Raw genomic sequence first — 20,761 nt, 5'->3', positions numbered from 1 at the left:
ACCGAACCCCTGTGGCCCCGCGCCCACCTCGGCGGATACCGTTTGTCCCATGCCGGACTACCTCGACGACCTCCGCCTCGCCCACGTCCTCGCGGACGCCGCCGACGCCGCGACCATGGACCGCTTCAAGGCCCTCGACCTCAAGGTCGAGACCAAACCGGACATGACTCCGGTGAGCGAGGCCGACAAGGCCGCCGAGGAACTCATCCGCGGCCAGCTCCAGCGCGCCCGCCCCCGTGACGCGGTCCTCGGCGAGGAGTACGGCGTCGAGGGCACCGGTCCCCGCCGCTGGGTGATCGACCCGATCGACGGCACCAAGAACTACGTACGCGGTGTCCCCGTCTGGGCCACCCTCATCGCCCTGATGGAAGCGGCGGAGGGCGGTTACCAGCCCGTGGTCGGGGTCGTCTCCGCCCCCGCGCTGGGCCGACGCTGGTGGGCCGCGAAGGGGCACGGCGCCTACAGCGGCCGCAGCCTCTCCTCGGCCACCCGCCTGCAGGTCTCCCGCGTCTCGAAGCTCTCGGACGCCTCCTTCGCGTACTCCTCGCTGAGCGGCTGGGAGGACCAGGGAAGGCTCGACGGCTTCCTCGACCTCACCCGCGACGTGTGGCGCACGCGCGCGTACGGCGACTTCTGGCCGTACATGATGGTCGCCGAGGGCTCGGTGGACCTCTGCGCCGAACCCGAGCTCTCCCTCTGGGACATGGCCGCCAACGCGATCGTCGTGACGGAGGCCGGCGGCACGTTCACCGGCCTCGACGGTCGTCCGGGCCCGCACAGCGGCAACGCGGCGGCCTCCAACGGGCTGCTCCACGACGAGCTGCTGGGGTATCTCAACCAGCGCCAGTGACCGGCACAGATGAGCGCGCGCGCCCTCAATTGGCCGCGCGCGCCCTCTTGTTGACCCGGACTTTACCTGGGACTCTGGGACCACCCTCAATTTGTGAACTTGTGAATCGCTGAACTACCCCGGTGGTCCCGGCGATTCCCAGGAGGTGACCGGAACCCATGTTCGTCCGCGACGCCATGAGCTCGGTGGTCCTCACCATCGGCCCCGCCCACACCCTCCGCCAGGCCGCCGCCCTGATGTCCGCACGCCGCGTCGGCGCGGCCGTCGTCCTCGACCCGGACGCCGGCGGCATAGGCATCCTCACCGAACGGGACATCCTCAACTCCGTCGGCCTGGGTCAGGACCCGGACACGGAACACGCCCACGCCCACACCACCACCGACGTCGTCTTCGCCACCCCGGCCTGGACCCTGGAGGAAGCGGCCCACGCCATGACCCACGGCGGCTTCCGTCACCTCGTCGTCCTCGACCGCGGCGAGCCGGCCGGCATCGTCTCGGTCCGCGACATCATCCGCTGCTGGGTCCCGGCACGGCAGCAGGTTCCGGCGGCCTGAGACCCGGGCCGCCCCGCCACCCGACGGGCGCACCGCTCCGCCACCCGCGGGCGCGCACACGAACGGGCCGGACTCCCCGAGGGGAATCCGGCCCGTCGCTCAGCCTTGGCCGAGACTCATGCTCAGACCAGGTCGAACCGGTCCAGGTTCGAGACCTTGACCCAGGCCGCGACGAAGTCGTTCACGAACTTCTCCTTCGCGTCGTCGCTCGCATAGACCTCGGCGAGCGCGCGCAGCTCGGAGTTCGAGCCGAAGACCAGGTCGGCACGGGTGCCGGTCCACTTGACCTCGCCCGTGGCCGCGTCCCGGCCCTCGAACACGGTCTGGTCCTCGGAGGTCGACTTCCAGGTCGTACCCAGGTCGAGCAGGTTGACGAAGAAGTCGTTCGTCAGGGTGCCCGGGGTGTCGGTGAACACGCCGTGCTTCGACTGCTGGTAGTTCGCGCCCAGGACGCGCAGGCCACCGACGAGGACCGTCAGCTCGGGCGCGCTCAGGTTCAGCAGGTTCGCCTTGTCGATCAGCAGGTACTCGGCCGGCAGGCGCTGGCCCTTGCCGACGTAGTTGCGGAACCCGTCGGCCTTCGGCTCGAGCGCGGCGAAGGACTCGACGTCCGTCTGCTCCTGCGAGGCGTCCACACGGCCCGGCGTGAAGGGCACCTCGATGTCGTAGCCGGCGTCCTTGGCGGCCTTCTCGACGCCCGCGGCACCCGCGAGCACGATCAGGTCGGCCAGCGAGACCTGCTTGCCACCGGTCTGGGCGGCGTTGAAGGACTCCTGGATGCCCTCCAGGGTGCGCAGCACCTGGCGGAGCCGGTCGGGCTGGTTGACCTCCCAGCCGATCTGCGGCTCGAGGCGGATGCGCGCGCCGTTGGCGCCACCGCGCTTGTCGCTGCCGCGGAAGGAGGCGGCCGACGCCCAGGCGGTGGACACCAGCTCGGACACCGTGAGGCCGGACTCGAGGATCTTCGCCTTGAGGGCGGCCACGTCCGCGGCGTCGATCAGCTCGAACGTGCGCTCCGGCAGCGGGTCCTGCCAGATCAGCGTCTCGGAGGGGACCTCCGGGCCGAGGTAGCGCACGACCGGGCCCATGTCACGGTGCGTGAGCTTGAACCAGGCCCGCGCGAAGGCGTCCGCGAACTCGTCCGGGTTCTCGTGGAAGCGACGCGAGATCTGCTCGTAGACCGGGTCGAAGCGCAGCGCCAGGTCGGTGGTGAGCATCGTCGGGAGGTGCTTCTTCGACGGGTCGTGCGCGTCGGGGATGATGGCCTCGGCGTCCTTGGCCACCCACTGCTTGGCGCCGGCCGGGGACTCGGTCAGCTCGTACTCGAACTCGAAGAGGTTCTTGAAGAAGCCGTTGCTCCACTGGGTCGGCGTGCTGGTCCAGGTGACCTCGAGGCCACTGGTGATCGTGTCGCCGCCCTTGCCGGTGCCGTAGGTGTTCTTCCAGCCCAGGCCCTGCTCCTCCATGGAGGCGGCCTCGGGGTCGTTGCCGACGTGGTCCGCCGGACCCGCGCCGTGGGTCTTGCCGAAGGTGTGACCGCCCGCGATCAGGGCGACCGTCTCCTCGTCGTTCATCGCCATCCGGCGGAAGGTCTCGCGGATGTCGCGGGCCGCGGCCACCGGGTCCGGGTTGCCGTTCGGGCCCTCCGGGTTGACGTAGATGAGGCCCATCTGGACCGCGCCCAGGGGCTCCTCCAGCTCACGGTCGCCGGAGTAGCGCTGGTCGTCGAGCCAGGTGGTCTCGGGGCCCCAGTACACGTCCTCGTCGGGCTCCCAGACGTCCGCGCGACCGCCGGCGAAACCGAAGGTCTTGAAGCCCATGTTCTCCAGGGCGACGTTGCCGGCGAGGATCATCAGGTCGGCCCAGGACAGGTTCTGGCCGTACTTCTTCTTGACCGGCCACAGCAGACGGCGGGCCTTGTCGAGGTTGGCGTTGTCCGGCCAGCTGTTGAGGGGGGCGAAGCGCTGCTGACCGGCGCCGGCGCCACCGCGGCCGTCGCTGATCCGGTAGGTGCCCGCGCTGTGCCAGGCCATACGGACGATCAGCGGGCCGTAGTGCCCGAAGTCGGCCGGCCACCAGTCCTGGGAGGTGGTGAGCACCTCCGCGATGTCCCGCTTCACGGCCGGGAGGTCCAGGGACTTGAAGGCCTCGGCGTAGTCGAACTCCTCACCGAGCGGGTTCGCCACGGCGGGGTTCTTGGCGAGGATCTTCAGGTTCAGGCGATCCGGCCACCACTGGCGGTTTCCACCGCCCTGAGTGGGGTGCGGGGCGCGCCCGTGCGCGACCGGGCACTTGCCTGCCTCCGCCGGCTTCTCGTCAGTGACGATCGCGTCATGGTTCTCGGTCATGGGGGAATCCTTTTGGGGGGCTGGGCGGATCACGGTGCTCAGGAACTTCGGGCGATGGAACGGCCGGGGCGCACACCCCCGGCGGGAATGGCTGGTAGTGCCGGCGTCACTTCTGCCAGGTCCTGACTTCTGCTGTTCCTGTCGCTTGGCCGAAGCCGAGCTCGATCCTACAATGGACAATGTCTAAGTCAAGTGAGGCTCCAAAGTCACACCCGTTCGGGACTCGGTCCCCCTGCTGTTAGGCTGATTCGTATGAGTGACCTTCTGGAACGGCTGCGCGGTCGCGGATGGCGGATGACCGCGCAGCGGCGCGTCGTGGCCGAGGTCCTCGACGGCGATCACGTCCATCTGACGGCCGACGAGGTGCACGCCCGGGCCGTCGCCAAGCTGCCCGAGATCTCCCGGGCGACCGTCTACAACACGCTGGGTGAGCTGGTGTCCCTCGGTGAGGTGCTCGAGGTCGCCACCGACAAGCGCGCGAAGCGGTACGACCCCAACGCCCACCGCCCGCACCACCACCTGGTCTGCGCCCAGTGCGGCGCGATCCGCGACGTCCACCCGAGCGGCAACCCGCTCGCCGACCTCCCCGACTCCGAGCGCTTCGGCTTCACGGTCTCGGACGTCGAGGTGACCTACCGCGGCGTCTGCCCGAACTGCGCGGCGGCGTGAGCCCCACGACGTAGACACCCGCACCGAAGCCCCGGTCCCCTTGGCGGGGGGCCGGGGCTTCGCGCTGCCATCGGGCATACGGATCGACCGGCCTGATCATCCGCGCGGGGATTCCGGCGCGGGGAATCCGGCGGGCTCGCTCGGCTCAGCGGTGACAGTCACCCGAGTCGCCCACCGAGGCCGCCTTCCGTGCGATCGCGGCGATGCGCGTGAGGTCCTCGGCGGTGGGAGTCAGGTGCGCCGTGGCGCCGCTCTGCGCGACACGGGCGGGGCTGCGCGAGCCCGGGATGGGGAGGCCGTTGTCCTCTGCGCGAGCAGCCGTGCCGGCGCCGGCTGCCGCAGGGCGGCGCCCTCGCTGTCGGCGACCGGGCGACACGCTGCCCCATCGACATCCCCGTCCTCGTCCACCAGATCGCCATGCCCGATGCCGGGCAGCTCGACCTCCCGCAGGCTGCGGCCGGTCAGGCCCGCGACCCTTCCCCGGCGGCCCGTCGCGCCGCCGCCGTCGCCACCGTCCAGCGCTTTCTCCCCGCTTCCCGCGAAGACCCCGAGGTGGAGGGCGTCTCGTCATGTGTCCGAGGGCTCCAAGGCGAGCCGGGCAGCACAGTCCAGCCCCTCGACGAACCTACGAGGAGGCGGGGCCCCCGGCCGCCCGCTCCGACAGCCCGGCCCCCGCCGACAGTCCCCGGCAGGGCCCGCACCGACGCCGAAGGCCACGAAACGCACCGAGGGCCGGAACCCTTACGGATTCCGGCCCTCGGCCTTCAGTAGCGGGGACAGGATTTGAACCTGCGACCTCTGGGTTATGAGCCCAGCGAGCTACCGAGCTGCTCCACCCCGCGGCGATGAATGCAACGTTACGTCAAGGAGGAGCGCCGAGGCAAATCAATACCGAGCGGGCCGAGGCGAAGGCCCTGGGAGCGGGGCCGTCACCCGGTCTCGGGGCACCTGTCACGCCGAGAGTTCCTCACGCAGCGCGTCCCGCAGTCGCGCCGCCCGCGCCGCCACCTCCCCCGGCCCCAGCGACACCGCCCGGTCCGCCCAGCGCTGCCCCTCGGCCAGCTCACCGCGACGCGCGTAGACCAGGGCCAGCCGCAACGCCGCCCGACCGTGTCCGGCGTCGGCCGCCCGCGTCCACCACACGGCGGCCTCCGGCTCGCTGCCCTCCCGGGCCAGCAGCAGCCCCAGGTTGAAGGCGCCGTTGCGCGACCCGGCCTCGGCGGCCTCCCGGTACCACCGGGCCGCCTCCACCACATCACCGCGCGCGGCGGCCAGCATTCCGACCCGCACCTGTGCCCGCCGGTGCCCCTGGGTCGCCGCCCGCTCGTACCACTCCTCGCATTCGGTCTTCTCGTGCGCCGACTCCCCGAGCTCGTGCGCGGACACCGGCGGCCGCCGCGCGTCGAGCACGGCCGCGAGCCGGTACGCCGCCTCCGCGCTCCCGCCGCCCGCGGCACAGCGCAGGTGCCGCTCGGCCTCCAGTTCGTCCCCGTCCCGCAGCCGGGCGATCCCGACCTGCAGCGCGGCCTCGGTGTGCCCGGCCGCCGCCGCCCGCTCGTACCAGCGCAGCGCCACGTCGTCCTCGCCGCGCCCCGCGAACAGGATCCCCAGGTTGAACGCGGCGTCGACGCTCCCCGCCTCGGCGGCCTTGGAGAACCACGGCTCGGCCCCGGCCGTGTCCCCGCCCTGGAGCAGCAGCACGGCGAGCGCGTTGGAGGCCTCCCTGTGCCCGGCGTACGCGGCGCGCCGGTACCACTGCTCGGCCTGCGCGGTGCGGCCCTGCTCGGCGCAGAGCAGCCCCAGGTTGTAGGCGCCGTTGACGTCACCGGCGTCCATGGCGGCCCGGTACCAGCGCTCGGCGGTCTGGGTCTGGCCCCGCTCGGCGTACAGCGCGCCCAGCGCGTTCGCCGCGTTGCCGTCGCCGTCCTGGGCGGCCCGCAGCCACCACACGGCGGCGTTCTCGGTGTCCCCGGCGTCGCGCAGCAGGAACCCGAGCGCGCAGGCGGCCCGGGGCTCGCCGTCCTTGGCGGACGTCAGGTACCAGCGCCCCGCCTCCTTGAGGTCGCCCCGCTTCTCCAGGATCGCCCCGAGGTGCAGTGCGGCCCGGCGGTGGCCGCGAGCGGCGGCCTGTCTGTACCACTGCTCGGCCTCCGCGGAGGACGGGACACCGTTGTCGACGGCACAGCCGTCGGCGTCGGTGCCCGGGGTTCCCCGCCGGTCGAGGGCGCGTGCCAGGCGGTAGGCCGCCTCCCGATGACCGCGCTCGGCCGCGGCCCGCATCCACCGCTCGGCCTCGCGGTCCCCGCGGTGCTCCAGCAGGTCGGCGAGGGCGTACGCGCCCAGCACGTGTCCCTGTTCGGCGGACTGGCGCAGCCAGTACTCGGCGGCCGGCTCGTCCCCGCGCTCGCGGTGGTGGCGGCCCAGCGCGTGCGCGGCGGCCGCGGAGCCGGCGACGGCGGCGACCCGCCACCATCCGGCGGCGTCGTCGGCGTAGCCGCGCTGATGAAGGAGGACACCCAGGTTGTTGGCGGCGGCCCGGTCTCCGGCGGCGGTCGCGGCGCGCAGATGGGGCTCGGCTCCGTCCAGATCGCCGCGGCGCAACAGCATGGCCCCGAGGACGCTCATCGCCTCGACGTCGCCGGCCTCGGCGGCGAGCCGTCGGCGGGCCTCCTCGACGGCCTCCCCCGTCTCGTCCCGGGTCTCTTCCCGACTCTCGTACGGAGCCTCGTCCGGGGTCGCTTCCTCAATGGAAGGCTGCACAAACCGCCCTGTCTCGAACAGAGTTGACCTGTCCCCCATAACGTCCATCGTCGCACCACCTGCAACCCGGGTACACCTGGTATACCGCAGCCCGTGAGGTCACTTCAGCGTTTTGTCGACATGCCCACAGAGAGACAAGTCAAACACAGATGCCCCCAACTCCCCGAGGCGGCGCGGCGATCCGGTGCCCGGGCACATGCGTTCGCACACCACGAAGGCCCGGATCCTTTTCAGGATCCGGGCCTTCGCTTGCAGTAGCGGGGACAGGATTTGAACCTGCGACCTCTGGGTTATGAGCCCAGCGAGCTACCGAGCTGCTCCACCCCGCGCCGTGTTCGACAACCGTACCACGGCGCGGGACCGCCTTGATCAGCCGCTGGGATCAGCGGCTTCGATCAACCGCTGGGGCTGCTGCTCGGAGGGCCACTGGGACTCGCGGCGGGTTTGCCGCCCGCGTTCGGGCTGGTGCTCGGATTCGGGCTCGGGCTGCTGGTGGCCTTGTCACCACTGCCGCCGCTCCCGCTCGCGTCCGCCGCGGCCTGGGCCTTCGCGGCTCGCTGCAGCGCGGCCTCGAGATCCTTCTGCGCCTGGGCGTACGCGTCCCAGTCGGGCTTCTTCAGGGCTTCCTGGCCGGCCGTGAAGGCCTCCTGGGCGTCCTTCAGGGCCTCCTCGACCGTCGGGTTGGTGGACGTCGGCGGCGGGGTCGTGGTGTCGCCGTCGTCCGACGGCGGCGTCGGGACCGTGCCCTCCGTCCCGAAGACCTTGTTGAGGGCCTCCTCGAGGGTGTCCTCGAAGGCGGTGTTGCCTCCGTAGGTCACCAACACCTTGCGCAGCAGCGGGTACTTGAGTCCACCACCGCGTACGTAGACCGGCTCCACGTAGAGCAGTCCCCCGTCGAGCGGCACCGTCAGCAGGTTGCCGTACTCGACCTCCGAGTCGCCGCCCCTCAGGAGCCTGATGGACTCGGCGATGTCCTGTTCGGAGTTGAACTGGCTCTGGACCTGCTTGGGTCCGTCCACGGTGGTGCTCGTCGGCAGTTTGAGGACTCTGATCTTGCCGTAGTCGGCCGTGCCCGCCTCGGAGTCCACCGCCATGAACGCGCTGAGGTTGTCCCGTCCGTTGGGCGTGAACGTCGTCGTCAGCGAGAACGCCTGCGCCTTCTGGTCGGGCATCTTCATGCTCAGGTAGTACGGCGGCACCGCGTCACCCGACTTGTTGGTCGGGTCGTCCGGCACCTGCCACACCTCGCTGCCGCTGAGGAACGTCGTCGCGTCCTTCACGTGGTAGCGGGTGAGCAGCTCGCGCTGGACCTTGAACAGGTCCTGCGGGTACCGGAGATGGGCCATCAGCGAGTCGGAGATCGCCGACTTCTTCTCCACCGTGCCGGGGAACGCCTTCATCCAGGTCTTCAGGACCGGGTCCTGGGTGTCCCACTGATAGAGCTCGACCTCGCCGGTGTACGCGTCGACGGTCGCCTTCACCGAGTTGCGGATGTAGTTGACCTGGTTCTGCTGGGCCACCACCGCGCGGTTGTCGTTGGTCGCGGTGAGCGAGTCGGCGGTCGTGTCACCGAGGGTCGTACGCGAGGCGTACGGGTAGCCGTTGGTGGTCGTGTACGCGTCGACGATCCACTGGATCTTCCCGTCCACGACCGCCGGGTAGGCGTCGCCGTCGATGGTCAGCCACGGGGCGACCGCCTCGACGCGCTCCTTCGGCGTGCGGTTGTACAGGACCCGCGACCCCTCGCCGATGGCACCGGAGTACAGGATCTGCGGCTCGCCGAACGCGACCGCGTACGCGGCCCGGTTGACCACGCTGGAGAGGTTGACCCCGCTCTTGCCCTCATAGCTGGTGGTCTTCTCACCGTTGTCGTCGGAGTAGTCGATCTCCTTCTGGGGACCGCCGACGATCGAGTAGGTGGTCGTCTTCTCGCCGTAGTAGATCCGCTGCTCGTACGAGCCGAGGACGCCCTTGGACGGCAGGTTGGACTCGGTGAAGGCCGGACGGCCCTCGGCGCCGGCGGCGGTGCCCTTCGCGGCGACCACGCCGTAGCCGTGGGTGTAGCGGAAGTGGTTGTTGATCCAGTTCTGCTTGTCCACGCCCGCGAGGTTCAGTTCGCGCAGGCCGATGACCGTGTCCTGGTCCTGGCCGTCCACGCGGTACCGGTCCACGTCGAGGTTGTCCGGGAACGCGTAGTACTTGCGGATCTGCTGGAGCTGCTGGAACGTCGGCGACACGATGTTCGGGTCCAGGATGCGGATGCTCGCCGTGGCGTCGACGTCGTCGCGCAGGGTGGCCTTGTCCTGGGTCTTGCTCGTGCCCGAGTACTCGGTGACCTGCGTGCCGTCGATGCCGTAGGCCTCACGCGTCGCCTTGAGGTTCTTCTCGACGTACGGCGCTTCCTTGGCCTGCTCGTTCGGCTGGACCTGGAACTTCTGCACGATCGCCGGGTACAGGCCGCCGATGAGGATCGCGGAGAGCACCATCAGGCCGAAGCCGATCACCGGCAGCTGCCAGGTGCGCCGCCACAGGGTGGCGAAGAACAGCAGGGCGCAGATGACGGCGATGCAGAACAGGATCGTCTTCGCCGGCAGATAGGCGTTGGCGTCGACGTACCTGAGGCCCGTCCAGTTGTCGGTGGCCTTGAAGTCGCTGGACTTCACGGCGAGGCCGTACCGGTCGAGCCAGTACGCGACCGCCTTCAGCGCGACGAAGACGCCCAGCAGCACCGACAGGTGCCCGGTGGCCGAGGCCGTGGCGCGTGCGCCGGGGCTGGTGACGCGCAGCCCGCCGTACAGGTAGTGGGTGAGCGCGGCGGCGATCAGGGAGAGGATCACGGCGGCGAAGCCGAAGCCGAGCAGGAACCGGTACCAGGGCAGGTCGAAGGCGTAGAACTTGACGTCGAGGTGGAACTGCGGGTCCTTCTGCCCGAAGGGCACGCCGTTGACCCACATCAGCCAGGTCCGCCACTGCCCGGAGGCCGAGGCGCCGGCGATCAGGCCCACCAGCGCGGTGATCCCGAACAGCAGCCACTTCTTGTACGGCGCGATGCCCATCCGGTAGCGGTCGAGGCTCTGCTGTTCCATCGACATGGCGCTCAGCGGCGGGCGCAGCCGGTGGGCCAGCCAGATGTTGAAGCCGACCGCGAGCGCCATCAGCAGACCGAAGACGAAGAAGAGCCCGATCTTGGTCCACAGGGTCGTCGTGAACACCGATGAGTAGTTCACCGACCGGTACCACAGCCAGTCCGTCCAGAACCCGGCGAACATGGTGAACGCCATGCCGAGGACGGCAAGGACGCCCAGTGTCATGAGCAGGGTCCGGACGCGCCGGGACGGGCGGCCCACTCTGATCCGTGGCCCCGTCGGGCCTCCGCCGCGGTCCGGCATCTGGAAAGCCAAGGTGGCACCTCGAAAGTCGCTGTTGAGTCCGTCAGGCCCGCGTGTTCGTGGGCCGTGGGTGGCCCCCCGTGATCGTGGGCCCACACCTATGCAACTTACTCACCGTTTACTCGGTTCCCGATTCCGGCCGGGAACGAGGCAGGATTGTGACCATGTCCAACACTCCCATGGCGGCGAGCCCGCTCACCCGGGCCGTGCTCGAGATCGACGAGTACGCCTCCGGCCTCGGCTGGGACCAGCCCGCCCGCCTCTTCGCCCTCGTAGACACCGCACGGCTGCGGGCCCAGGAACCCTCGCTCGCCGCCCAGCTCGGCCTGCAGGACGAGCCCGAGACCACCGGTCTCACCCCGATCGAGCAGGACGAAGTGCCAACGGACAAGCCGCTCGACGAGTTCCTGGCCACGATCGCCTGGCCCGACGCCGTGGTCGGCTGCGCCCTGACCGTGGAGCGGCTGATGCTGCCCCCGTCCGCCGAGGCGCAGGTCCCGCAGGGGCTGAGCGAGGCGCAGCTGGCGCGGTGGGTGGCGGACCACCCCGACCGCCACGAGGTCCGGATGACGGTCGCGGTCCTGCGGGACGGCACCCGCGAGTCGGCGCTGCGGCTGCGTGAGAAGGACAGCCCGACGGAGGTCCTCACCGGCGGCGAGCTGGTGCCGGGTCTGGCCGAGGCGCTTTCGGCGACCTTCGAGGAGTAGTCCCCCCGGTCCTCCGTCCGACCGTGTGTGCGGCTACTTGGCCGCACACGTCGGCAGGTCGGCCGTGTCGCCGCTGCGGATGTCCTTCAGGGCGCCGAGAGCGTCGTCGATCGTGTTCACCTTGACCAGGGTGAGCCCGCTCGGGGTGTCCTTGGCGGCGGCCGCGCAGTTGTCGGCGGGCGTGAGGAAGTACTGGGCGCCCTTGCTGCGCGCTCCGACGGTCTTCATCTCGATGCCGCCGATCGGCCCGACCTTGCCGTCGTCGTCGATCGTCCCGGTGCCGGCGACGAACTTCCCGCCGGTCAGGCTGCCCGGGGTGAGCTTGTCGTAGATGCCGAGCGCGAACATCAGACCGGCGCTCGGCCCGCCCACGTCGGCGAGCTTGATGTCGATGGTGAAGGGGAACGTGTGGTCGGTCCCCGCGGAGATCCCGACGATGGCCCGCTTCTCGCCGCCGTCGTCGGAGGTCGCCGTGGTGATCGTGATGCTCTGGGTCCTGGTCGCCGCCCGGTTCTCCTTCTCGGCGGCGGCCTGCTCCTTCGCCGGCACGATCGTGAAGACGACCTTCTCGCCGGGCTTGTGCTCTGTCACCAGCTCCGCGACGTCGGCGGGCTCCCTCACGACCGTACCGTCCACCGACTTGATCACGTCACCGGCGTGCAGCCTGCCCTCGGCGGGCGAGCCCTTCACCACGGTGGAGACGATCACCCAGGACTGCACCGGGATGCCCAGCTCCTTCAGGGCGGCGACCTTGGCGCTCTCCTGGGACTGGCTGAACTCCTCGGCGTTCTCCTGGGTGGACTCCTCCTCGGTCTTGCCGTCCGGGTACAGCGTGTCGTGCGGAACGACCTTGTTGTCGTGCGCGAGCCATCCGTAGACGGCCTCGACGAGGTTCATCCGGTAGTCGGCGCTGGTGACCCGCACGGTGGTCATGTTGAGGTGGCCGGTCGCCTCGTACGTCTTCCGGCCGGAGATCTGCAGCACCGGCTCGCCGTCGTGCTCCCCGAGGGTGTTCACCGTCGGCCCCGGAGACATCTCCGCATACGGCACGTTGATGAGTACTCCCGCGCACAGGAGCGCGATCAGCATCAGGGTGGAGGCGAGCATCGTCGCAGTGCGGCGTGGCATGCATCGACACTACGGGACGCGTCTGTCAGCGCACCGTCAGGGCCACCGCCCGGGTCACCGGCCTCAAGGCCCCCGACACCTCACGTACCGGAGTGGGACTTCTCCATGGCCGCGCGGAACCTCGCGTACCCGTCCAGCTCGGGACCGTCGCCACGAGACCTGCGGGTCCGGTTGGCCCAGCTGCCCCACAGACCGGCACCGATCGCAGCCACCAGCGGAATCAGCAACCAGGCGAGCACCGCCATGCCGACCTCCCAACCCCGTTCGAGCCACCGCAACTGACTGATCAGCAGATTAACCATCCGCACCGACAACGCTCACGGCAGGGGTGCGGTTACGCAACCGGAGGCCGTCGGAGGAGGGGCCCGGGCTCAGCAGGCGCCCCCCTGCCTCCCGTCGCCCGGCCATCGCTCCTCGACGACGGCGCTACGCGCCGACCCATTCGTCGGTCCCGTCGGAGAACCTCTGGTGCTTCCAGATGGGCACTTCGTGCTTGAGGTCGTCGATCAGCTTCCGGCAGGCCTCGAAGGCCTCGCCGCGGTGCGGACACGACACCGCGACGACGACGGCGAGATCGCCCACCGCCAGGTCCCCCACCCGGTGCACGGCCGCCAGCGCCCGCACCGGATACTCGGCGACCACCTTCTCCGCGATCCGCCGCATCTCCGCCTCGGCGCTGGGGTGGCAGGAGTACCCGAGCGCGTCGACGTCGGCACCCCCGTCATGGTTGCGCACGGTGCCCACGAAGAGCGCCGTCCCGCCGGCCGCGTCGTCACCGACGGCCGTGAATACCTCGTCCAGGGAGAGCGCGGTCTCGCGGATCGCGATCAGTTTGATGGGGTCCTGCGCCGTCTGCTCGCCGGGGTGATCGTTACTGGGTGCCATACCTTCATCGTGCCGCACACCCGCGACGAGGCGGAATAGCGTCATCACCCGGCACACGCGGGTGGCCGTTCGGAGCCTTCTACAGGGGCGAGCTCTTTCGATGCGGTGGGTACGGGCGGCGGGCGGTCCCCCGGAGAGCTGCGACCACCACCGCCTCCGGCAGCCACAGCCCTCGCTCCCTCACCCCGGCTGCCCTACCTCCGCCGAGCCTTCCGAGCCCTCCGCACCACGGCAGCCGCACCCAGCAGCGCCACCGTCGCCCCCGCCGCCCCGGCCGCCGTCGCGTCCTTCCGGCCCAGCCGGCGCCCGGCCACCGTGTGCCGCCCCGACACCTCCTCCAGCAGCTGCGCCAGCACCTCCTCGTTGGTCCACCGCGGCCGCCACCCGGCATCGTGCAGCCGGCTCCCGCTCACCACCCACGGGTACATCGTGTACGCCAGGTCGCCCGCCGGAGACGGCGTGAGCCCGATCCGGTGCAGCCGGGCCGCCGCGCCCAGCGCGACCGCCGACGGCAGCTCCATCCGCCGGATCCCGCTGAGCTCCTCGACCTCCTCCTGCTCCAGCCACCCGTCGCATCCGACGGCCAGTTCCCCGTCGACCTTCTCCAGGACGGCGTACTCGAGGGCACTGCACAGGTCCTCGACGTGGCAGAACTGCCAGGCCGGCCGCGACCCGGCGACGACGAGCAGACGGGGCGACTCGAAGTACCGGGTCAGCGCGGTGTCCGTACCGCCCACCAGCACGGCCGGCCGCACCACGGTGACGTTGAGCCCCGGATGCGCGCGCGGGGCGCGTCGCGCCAGTCGCTCGATCTCCAGCAGGTCGCCGACCCCGGTTGCCTCGGCCGTCGCCTTCAGCTCGGCGTCCTCCGACAGCGGCAGCTCGTTGTCCGGCAGCGCCCCGTAGACCATCGCGGAGGTGCACAGCACCACGCGGTGCACTCCGGCCGCCGCGGCGGCGGTCAGCACGGTCTGCGTTCCCCGCACGTTGTACGCCGTCCGGGCGGCGCTGTCACTCCCCAGGTCGAGATCGAGCGCGAGGTGGACGACCACGTCCGCGCCCCGCAACTTGTCGGCGATCGCCGGGTCGCGGACGTCGAGGATGTGCCACTGAGCGGCGTCGCACTCCCCCCGCCGCTCGTCGATGGCGACCACCTGCTTGATCTCGTCCGACGCGGCGAGGCGCTCGGTCAGCAGCGCGCCCACCCCGGTCGCGGCGCCGGTGACGGCGACGACGGGCCCGCGCCCTCCGGCCGGGGTCGAGTGGTTTCGCGCTGCGCGAACCTGCGGATCTGGGGAACTCACCAGGTGTCTCCAGCGGTTGTTTTCCATACGGGCGCGAGTGACGCGTACGTACCAGGTGGCATCCATCCTGCCGCAGGCCGAGAGTCGGCGAAGCACCGAGGCCCGATCGAGCCGGGGTGTCTACGCTGGGTGGTGTTGCAGGGCAGCCGCGCCGCCGGACGAGAGCCGGTGGCCTTACCAGCCGAGGAACCCCGTGAGTGACACCCCATTCGGATTCGGCCTTCCGCCGGAGGAGCCGGAAGACGGCGACGAGGGCAAGAAGAAGGACCCGCAGACCGGCGGTGGTCAGGGACCGGCCAACCCGTTCGGTTTCGGCGGGCTGCCCGGCGCCGGAGGCTTTGGCGGCCCCGGCGCGGACAATCCGCTCGCTGCCATGTTCGGCTCGCTGAACCCCACCGACCTGGGCGCCGCGTTCCAGCAGCTGGGCCAGATGCTCTCGTACGAGGGCGGCCCGGTGAACTGGGACATGGCCAAGCAGATCGCCCGCCAGACGGTCTCCCAGGGCACCGCCGACGGCGTCAAGGACACGAGCGTCGGCCCCGGCGAGCGCACCGCGGTGCAGGAGGCCGTCCGCCTGGCCGACCTGTGGCTGGACGACGCGACGTCCCTGCCGTCCGGCGCGGGCTCGGCCGTCGCCTGGTCACGCGCGGAGTGGGTCGAGGCGACCCTGCCCGCGTGGAAGGAGCTGGTCGACCCGGTCGCCGAGCGCGTCGGCGCGGCCATGGGCGATGTCCTGCCGGAGGAGATGCAGGCCATGGCCGGCCCGCTGATCGGCATGATGCGCTCGATGGGCGGCGCCATGTTCGGCTCGCAGATCGGCCAGGCCGTCGGCGTGCTCGCGGGCGAGGTCGTCGGCTCGACCGACATCGGCCTGCCGCTCGGCCCGGCCGGCAAGGCCGCGCTCCTGCCGGTCAACGTCGAGACGTTCGGCAAGGACCTGGGCGTGCCCAAGGAGGAGGTGCGGCTCTACCTCGCCCTGCGCGAGGCCGCCCACCAGCGCCTCTTCGCACACGTCCCGTGGCTGCGCTCGCACCTCTTCGGCGCGGTCGACGGCTACGCGCGCGGGATCAAGGTGGACACGGCCAAGCTGGAGGACGTGGTCGGCCAGTTCGACCCGCAGAATCCCGAGCAGCTGCAGGACGCCCTCCAGCAGGGCATGTTCCAGCCGGAGGACACCCCCGAGCAGAAGGCGGCCCTGGCCCGCCTGGAGACGGCGCTGGCGCTGGTCGAGGGCTGGGTGGACGCGGTGGTGCACGCGGCCGCGAAGCCGCGCCTGTCGTCCGCGGACGCGCTGCGCGAGACCCTGCGCCGCCGCCGCGCCTCGGGTGGTCCGGCGGAGCAGACGTTCGCCACGCTGATCGGTCTGGAGCTGCGCCCGCGCCGTCTGCGCGACGCCTCCCGGCTGTGGGCGTCGCTGACGGACGCGCGCGGTGTGGACGGCCGTGACGCCCTGTGGGCCCACCCGGACATGCTGCCGACGGCCGCCGACCTGGACGACCCGGACGGCTTCGTGCACCGCGAGCAGATGGACTTCTCCGAGTGGGACAAGATGCTCGGCGAGGCGGCGAACGGCGGCTCGGGCCAGAAGCCGGACCTGAAGAAGGACGACGCCACGGACGACGGCAAGGACGACGGCAAGAGCGACGGCACCGAGTGAGCCTGCACGACGACGCGGTCCTCGTCCTGAAGGGGTACGAGGACCAGCACGAGCTGCGCCAGGCCTATCTGGACCATCTCGCGGCCCATCCGGACGGGATGTGGAAGGCCTGTGCCGCCGGGCATCTCACGGCGAGCGCCCTGGTGATCGACCCGCGGCGCGGGCGCGTCCTGCTGACCCTGCACAGAAAGCTGCGGATGTGGCTGCAGATGGGCGGCCACTGCGAGCCGCAGGACGTCTCGCTGTCGGCGGCCGCACTGCGGGAGGCCACCGAGGAGTCCGGCATCCCGGGGCTGACGCTGCTGCCGGGCGGCCCGGTGCGGCTGGACCGCCACCCGATCCCGGCCCCGTGCCACTGGCATCTGGACGTCCAGTACGCGGCCGTGGCCCCGCCCGGCGCCACCCAGGCCATCAGCGACGAATCCCTGGACCTGCGCTGGTTCCCCTACGACGCGGTCCCCGAGGTGGCGGACGAGTCGGTCGTACGGCTGCTCGAGGCGACACGGTCACGGCTGTGAGCCGGAACGGATGAGGGGCGACCTCCTGTGCGGTCGCCCCTCACGTCTGCTTCCCGGACGGTCAGCTCCAGACGTTGCCCTGGTTCTGTCCCCGCGCCCCCTGCTGGCCCATCCCGTACTGGGCGCCGATGCCGGAGCCGATCTGGGCGTTCTGCGGCGGGAGCAGCTCGCTCGGCTGGACGAGGGCGAAGCCGGTGCCCATGAAGCTGAGCTCCCAGCCCTCACCGGTGTTGCCGCGGCGCCGCCACACCCCGGAGGAGTGCGTCTGGGCCTGCATCTGCACCCGCAGCCCGGTGGACCAGGCGACGATCGCGTCGGCGTCGCAGTTGACGTACTTGTCGGGCGTCACCTGGAGCATCAGCGGGGCGCCCGAGGTCATGAGCGCGACCCGGCCCCGGCCGGTGATGTTGAGCTGGTACTTCCCGGAGCCGGAGATGCCGTAGAGGCTGTCGACGGCGATGACCTCGTGGTGCAGTGAGGAGTCCATCGCCAGGACGTAGCTGCTGTCGACGGTCAGGCCGTCCTGCTCCACGTCCACCAGGTGGACGTGCTGGGCGAGGTTGGCGAGGTAGACGGTCCCCTGGCCGTGACAGCGCATCAGGTCCAGGCCCTCACCGGTGTGCGCACGCGCGCGTGACTGGTCGCTGCCCTGGTACTCGGCGTCGAACTCGACGAGGCCCTGGTAGGCGACCATGGTGCCCTTGCGGGCGAGGATGTCGTCGTGACCCTCCAGGGTGACGCGGAGCATCTGCTTGTTCTGCAGGCTCCAGCGCTCCTGGGTCTGCTGGTCGTTGTAGGCGAAAAGCGGGCTCTGCATGTGACTCTGGCTCCCCCTCAGCCCCGGATCCGGAGGCGGTCGGTGCTGTCCTCGCTGGGCTGGACGACGACGATGCCCTCGCCGGAGAAGGCCATCTGGTAGGCCTCGCCGCTGCCCCGGCCGATGAGCGACTGCGCCCTGAAGCTGCGCTTGCCCTTCACCTTGAGGTTCGGGGACCAGGCGACGAGCGCGTCGGGGTCGACGTACGTCTCGTTCTCGCCGCCGCCGCAGTCGACGACGATCGGCTTGCCCCGGGAGGTCAGCGCGACCCATCCCTGCCCGGAGATCCTGGTGTTCCACAGCCCCTGTCCGGCGAACTTCGCCAGCCCCTTGACCCGCTCGACGCCCCAGGTGAGGTGCGCGTCGAAGGCGAGCAGGTTGGTGGCGTTGACGGAGATGCCGTCGCCGTTGAGGTTGATCACGACGACGTTGGCGCCGTAGTCGGCGAGATACAGCAGGCCGTCGCCGGAGCACTTCATCAGGGGTGCTCCCTCGCCGGTCATCCAGTCGCGCGCGATCTGGCGCACGGCCGGCGGGTTGGGCTCGTACTGGACGAAGCCCTCGTAGGCGACCATCGACCCCACGCGCGCGAGGAGGTCGTTGCCGGTCTGCATGGCGACCTTCAGCATGTGGTTGCCGTGGTTCTCCATGCGGGCGGTGACGGGTGCGGGGGCGTAGCCCGCGAGCGGCTGGTTCATGACGGGCTCCCTCAGACCTCGTACGGCTGGACGACGATGAAGTTGCCGGGCGCGCCCCGGAACTGCAGGTTGACGCTCTCGCCGGTGTCGCCGGGGTAGGCGTTGCGGCGCATCCGCACCTGGCTGGAGACGACCACCTGGGAGGCGGCCGACCAGGCGACGACGGCGTTGCAGTCGGCGAAGGTGGTGGGCGTGACCGGCAGGACGACGGGGGTGCCGTGCGTCTTCACGACGACCGTGCCGGTGCCGGTGAACTGCATGGTGAACAGCGCGCCGCCCGGGATGCCGTGGCCCTCGATGCGACGGACCTCGTACTGGAGGCCCTCGTCGAACGCGAGGACGTTCTCCGCGGAGACGCAGACGCCGTCGCCCTGGAGTTCGATCGGGTGCAGCATCGTGGAGTTCTCGGCGAGGAAGACCTGGCCCTGGCCGGTACAGCGCATCAGCTGCATCTCCTGGCCGGTCGCGTTGCCCACGATCCGGCCGGCGAATCCGGCGCCCTTGTAGCTGAAGTCGACCTTGCCCTGGTAGAGCACCATGCTGCCCTGGCGGGCGAGCACGGGCTGGCCGCCGATGCCGAGGTCGACGCGGACCATCTTCCGGGTCTGCTGCGTCCAGCGCTGCCCGGTGGGCGTCTCCTTGAACTGCGCCAGCGCGGCGGCCACACCGGCTCCGCCCTGGGGCGCTCCCTGCGGCACGCCGTACGCCTGCTGGCCCGGCACCTGCCCGAACGGGGGCTGCTGGCCGTAGCCCGGCGGCGGGGTCGGCTGCCCGTAACCGGGCGGGGCCTGGGGTGCCTGGGGCTGGCCGTAGCCGGGGGGCGGCGGGGCGGTGGGGGCGGCGGCCTGGCCGTACGGCTGCTGCTGGGGCGGCTGGCCGTAGGGCTGCTGCTGGCCGGGCTGGCCGAAGGGTGCGGGAGCCGGGGACGGGGGTGGGACCTGGACGCCGCCGGGCGGTGTCATGGGCGCGACGATGGTCGGCGCGGTGTGCACCGGCGGCGGTGTCGCCGCCGGGGGCGTCGCCGCCGGCGGGGCGAAGCCCTGGGCCGCGGGCTGCGGCTGCGGGGCGGGGGCCGGGACGGGCGCGGGGGCCGGGGCGGACGGGGCGCCGAACGCGGGCGGTGCGGCGGACTGGGCCGGCGGGGCGAAGCTTGGAGCGGCACCGGACTGCGGCTGCTGCGGGGCGGCGGGCGCCTCTTCCTCGGCGACCTCGCCGCCGAAGTTCCTCAGCAGCGCGTCCAGACCGCCGTCGAAGCCCTGTCCGACGGCCGCGAAGCGCCACACGTCCTTCAGATAGAAGTCGCCCAGCATGACGGCACGTTCGGTGGAGAACTCCGAGCCGTCGAACGCGTACCGGGCCACCTCCTCGCCGCCCGCGACGATGCGGATGTATCCCGGGTTGATCTGCGACATCTGGCCGGCGCCGTCGATGGTCGCCGTGAAGGACAGCTTCTGGATCTGCGGCGGGATCCGGTCCAGGGTGACGCGGAAGGACTCCGTGTCACCGGCCTGGGCGCCCAGGAGCTGGATGGACTCCTCCGGGGACTTCGGCTGGTTGAAGAAGACGAAGTACCGGTCGTCCGAGAGCCGTTCGTCGGCGTCGAGACCGAAGCAGCTGATGTCGAAGGTCAGGCCGGGGGCGGAGATCTGCACGCCTACGTACAGATCCGTGCCCGCCGTGAGGTCACTGATCCTGGCCTTGTGGCCGCGTTGGAATTCCCTGGGCATGCGTAACGACCGTCCCCCATCCCGAATGCGAGTGCGTCGCGCCAGGCTAACGGCAAACTCGGACACCCGACGATGTCGGTACAGACCCGGTACACAACCCGCGCGTAGACGGTGCCCGACGACCCGCGCGCGGGCGGTCTCACTCGTCGCGCGCGCCGGGCGGATGCGGCAGGCGCGCGGCGGCGACCACTCCTTCCAGATAGCCGCGGGCCCGCTCGGTCCGCGGGTAGGCCTCCAGCAGCCGCCAGAAGTCGGGGCCGTGGCCGGGCACGAGCAGGTGCGCCAGCTCGTGGGCGAGGACGTAGTCGATGACGTACTCGGGCATGCCCTTCAGCCGGTGCGACAGACGGATGCTGCCCTCGGCCGGGGTGCACGAGCCCCAGCGCGTGTTCTGGTTGGTGACCCAGCGGACCGAGGCGGGGCGGGCCCGGCCTCCGAAGTACTGGGCGGACAGCCGCTCGGCACGCTCGGCCAGCTCGGCGTCGCCGGGTACGCGCCGGCTCTCCTGGGCGGCCAGTTTGTCGAGCATGACGTTGACCCAGCGCTGTTCCTCGGCCTCGGACATCCGGGCAGGGATGAGCACGACGGTGCGATCGCCCTCGCGGTACGCGGAGACCGTCCGGCGTCGGCGGGCGCTCCTGCGTACCTCGATCGCGCTCGCCCCGGAGCCGCTCGGCGGCTGGCTCGTCGTGCTGCGCTGTGGCGTTCCGGCGCGGTGCAGTGGGTCGGCGGGCACGCCCAGACGTTACC

General features: G+C 71.1%; 17 protein-coding genes and 2 tRNA genes. 6 read left to right on the top strand and 13 right to left on the bottom strand.

All coding sequences use genetic code 11. From position 1 onward, the window contains the following. The first annotated feature begins 49 nt into the window (after positions 1–49). A complete protein-coding gene (hisN, locus tag ACIBBD_RS22965) occupies positions 50–850 on the top strand; it encodes a histidinol-phosphatase (RefSeq protein WP_399421347.1) in 801 nt (266 codons plus the stop codon). Positions 851–1,008: 158 nt separating this feature from the next. Next, positions 1,009–1,404 carry a cyclic nucleotide-binding/CBS domain-containing protein gene (locus ACIBBD_RS22960; protein ID WP_399421346.1) on the top strand — a complete coding sequence of 132 codons (396 nt, stop codon included), beginning with the start codon at positions 1,009–1,011 and terminating at the stop codon, positions 1,402–1,404. Positions 1,405–1,526: 122 nt separating this feature from the next. Here the strand turns inward: ACIBBD_RS22960 and katG are convergent, their stop codons facing one another. Then, the gene (gene katG, locus ACIBBD_RS22955; RefSeq protein WP_399421345.1) at positions 1,527–3,752 is read right to left on the bottom strand and encodes a catalase/peroxidase HPI; all 2,226 of its coding nucleotides are present in this window, start codon (positions 3,750–3,752) and stop codon (positions 1,527–1,529) included. Positions 3,753–4,004: 252 nt separating this feature from the next. Between katG and ACIBBD_RS22950 the strand changes: the two genes are divergently transcribed. Then, the gene (locus ACIBBD_RS22950) at positions 4,005–4,421 is read left to right on the top strand and encodes a Fur family transcriptional regulator (RefSeq protein ID WP_095747967.1); all 417 of its coding nucleotides are present in this window, start codon (positions 4,005–4,007) and stop codon (positions 4,419–4,421) included. Between the two features lie 768 nt (positions 4,422–5,189). On the opposite strand, the gene ACIBBD_RS22945 is transcribed toward ACIBBD_RS22950, so the two are convergent. The 4 genes from ACIBBD_RS22945 to ACIBBD_RS22930 form a co-directional block, all read right to left on the bottom strand. Then, positions 5,190–5,263 (bottom strand) — tRNA-Met (locus ACIBBD_RS22945). A gap of 109 nt (positions 5,264–5,372) precedes the next feature. After that, positions 5,373–7,229 (bottom strand): tetratricopeptide repeat protein, encoded by a 1,857-nt coding sequence (locus ACIBBD_RS22940; protein ID WP_399421344.1) that lies wholly within the window; start codon positions 7,227–7,229, stop codon positions 5,373–5,375. Positions 7,230–7,436: 207 nt separating this feature from the next. After that, positions 7,437–7,510 (bottom strand) — tRNA-Met (locus ACIBBD_RS22935). Positions 7,511–7,576: 66 nt separating this feature from the next. Further along, entirely contained in the window at positions 7,577–10,570 is a 2,994-nt protein-coding gene (locus tag ACIBBD_RS22930) for a UPF0182 family protein (protein ID WP_399421545.1), read from the bottom strand. Between the two features lie 164 nt (positions 10,571–10,734). On the opposite strand from ACIBBD_RS22930, the gene ACIBBD_RS22925 reads away from it, so the two are divergent. Then, a complete protein-coding gene (locus ACIBBD_RS22925) occupies positions 10,735–11,277 on the top strand; it encodes a PPA1309 family protein (protein ID WP_399421343.1) in 543 nt (180 codons plus the stop codon). A gap of 33 nt (positions 11,278–11,310) precedes the next feature. On the opposite strand, the gene ACIBBD_RS22920 is transcribed toward ACIBBD_RS22925, so the two are convergent. The 4 genes from ACIBBD_RS22920 to ACIBBD_RS22905 form a co-directional block, all read right to left on the bottom strand. Continuing rightward, the gene (locus ACIBBD_RS22920; RefSeq protein WP_399421342.1) at positions 11,311–12,405 is read right to left on the bottom strand and encodes a PDZ domain-containing protein; all 1,095 of its coding nucleotides are present in this window, start codon (positions 12,403–12,405) and stop codon (positions 11,311–11,313) included. Between the two features lie 80 nt (positions 12,406–12,485). Further along, the gene (locus ACIBBD_RS22915; protein ID WP_399421558.1) at positions 12,486–12,707 is read right to left on the bottom strand and encodes a hypothetical protein; all 222 of its coding nucleotides are present in this window, start codon (positions 12,705–12,707) and stop codon (positions 12,486–12,488) included. 124 nt (positions 12,708–12,831) lie between these two features. Then, positions 12,832–13,290, bottom strand: coding sequence for a molybdenum cofactor biosynthesis protein MoaE (locus ACIBBD_RS22910; RefSeq protein ID WP_399421341.1), 459 nt, complete (start codon positions 13,288–13,290; stop codon positions 12,832–12,834). Between the two features lie 194 nt (positions 13,291–13,484). Continuing rightward, entirely contained in the window at positions 13,485–14,594 is a 1,110-nt protein-coding gene (locus ACIBBD_RS22905) for an SDR family oxidoreductase (protein ID WP_399421340.1), read from the bottom strand. A 193-nt stretch (positions 14,595–14,787) separates the two neighbouring features. Between ACIBBD_RS22905 and ACIBBD_RS22900 the strand changes: the two genes are divergently transcribed. After that, positions 14,788–16,251, top strand: a complete 1,464-nt coding sequence (locus ACIBBD_RS22900) for a zinc-dependent metalloprotease (RefSeq protein WP_399421339.1) — start codon at positions 14,788–14,790, stop codon at positions 16,249–16,251. Then, a complete protein-coding gene (locus tag ACIBBD_RS22895) occupies positions 16,248–16,769 on the top strand; it encodes an NUDIX hydrolase (RefSeq protein ID WP_399421338.1) in 522 nt (173 codons plus the stop codon). The genes ACIBBD_RS22900 and ACIBBD_RS22895 overlap by 4 nt, the downstream gene beginning before the upstream one ends. Before the next feature lie 61 nt (positions 16,770–16,830). Here ACIBBD_RS22895 and ACIBBD_RS22890 read toward each other — a convergent pair whose 3' ends face one another. From ACIBBD_RS22890 to ACIBBD_RS22875, 4 genes are all read right to left on the bottom strand, one after another. Continuing rightward, positions 16,831–17,586 carry an AIM24 family protein gene (locus ACIBBD_RS22890; protein ID WP_399421337.1) on the bottom strand — a complete coding sequence of 252 codons (756 nt, stop codon included), beginning with the start codon at positions 17,584–17,586 and terminating at the stop codon, positions 16,831–16,833. A gap of 17 nt (positions 17,587–17,603) precedes the next feature. Further along, the gene (locus ACIBBD_RS22885) at positions 17,604–18,284 is read right to left on the bottom strand and encodes an AIM24 family protein (protein ID WP_399421336.1); all 681 of its coding nucleotides are present in this window, start codon (positions 18,282–18,284) and stop codon (positions 17,604–17,606) included. Between the two features lie 11 nt (positions 18,285–18,295). Beyond that, positions 18,296–20,011 carry a TerD family protein gene (locus tag ACIBBD_RS22880; RefSeq protein ID WP_399421335.1) on the bottom strand — a complete coding sequence of 572 codons (1,716 nt, stop codon included), beginning with the start codon at positions 20,009–20,011 and terminating at the stop codon, positions 18,296–18,298. Positions 20,012–20,150: 139 nt separating this feature from the next. After that, complete coding sequence (locus tag ACIBBD_RS22875) at positions 20,151–20,747, bottom strand: M48 family metallopeptidase (protein ID WP_399421334.1); 597 nt, start codon at positions 20,745–20,747, stop codon at positions 20,151–20,153. Positions 20,748–20,761 lie beyond the last annotated feature (14 nt).

The sequence above is a fragment of the Streptomyces sp. NPDC051315 genome, from assembly GCF_044455165.1.
Lineage (GTDB): Bacteria > Actinomycetota > Actinomycetes > Streptomycetales > Streptomycetaceae > Streptomyces.
Note: the sequence above shows the minus strand (reverse complement) of the source record. Positions and strands in the feature narration are given on the sequence as shown.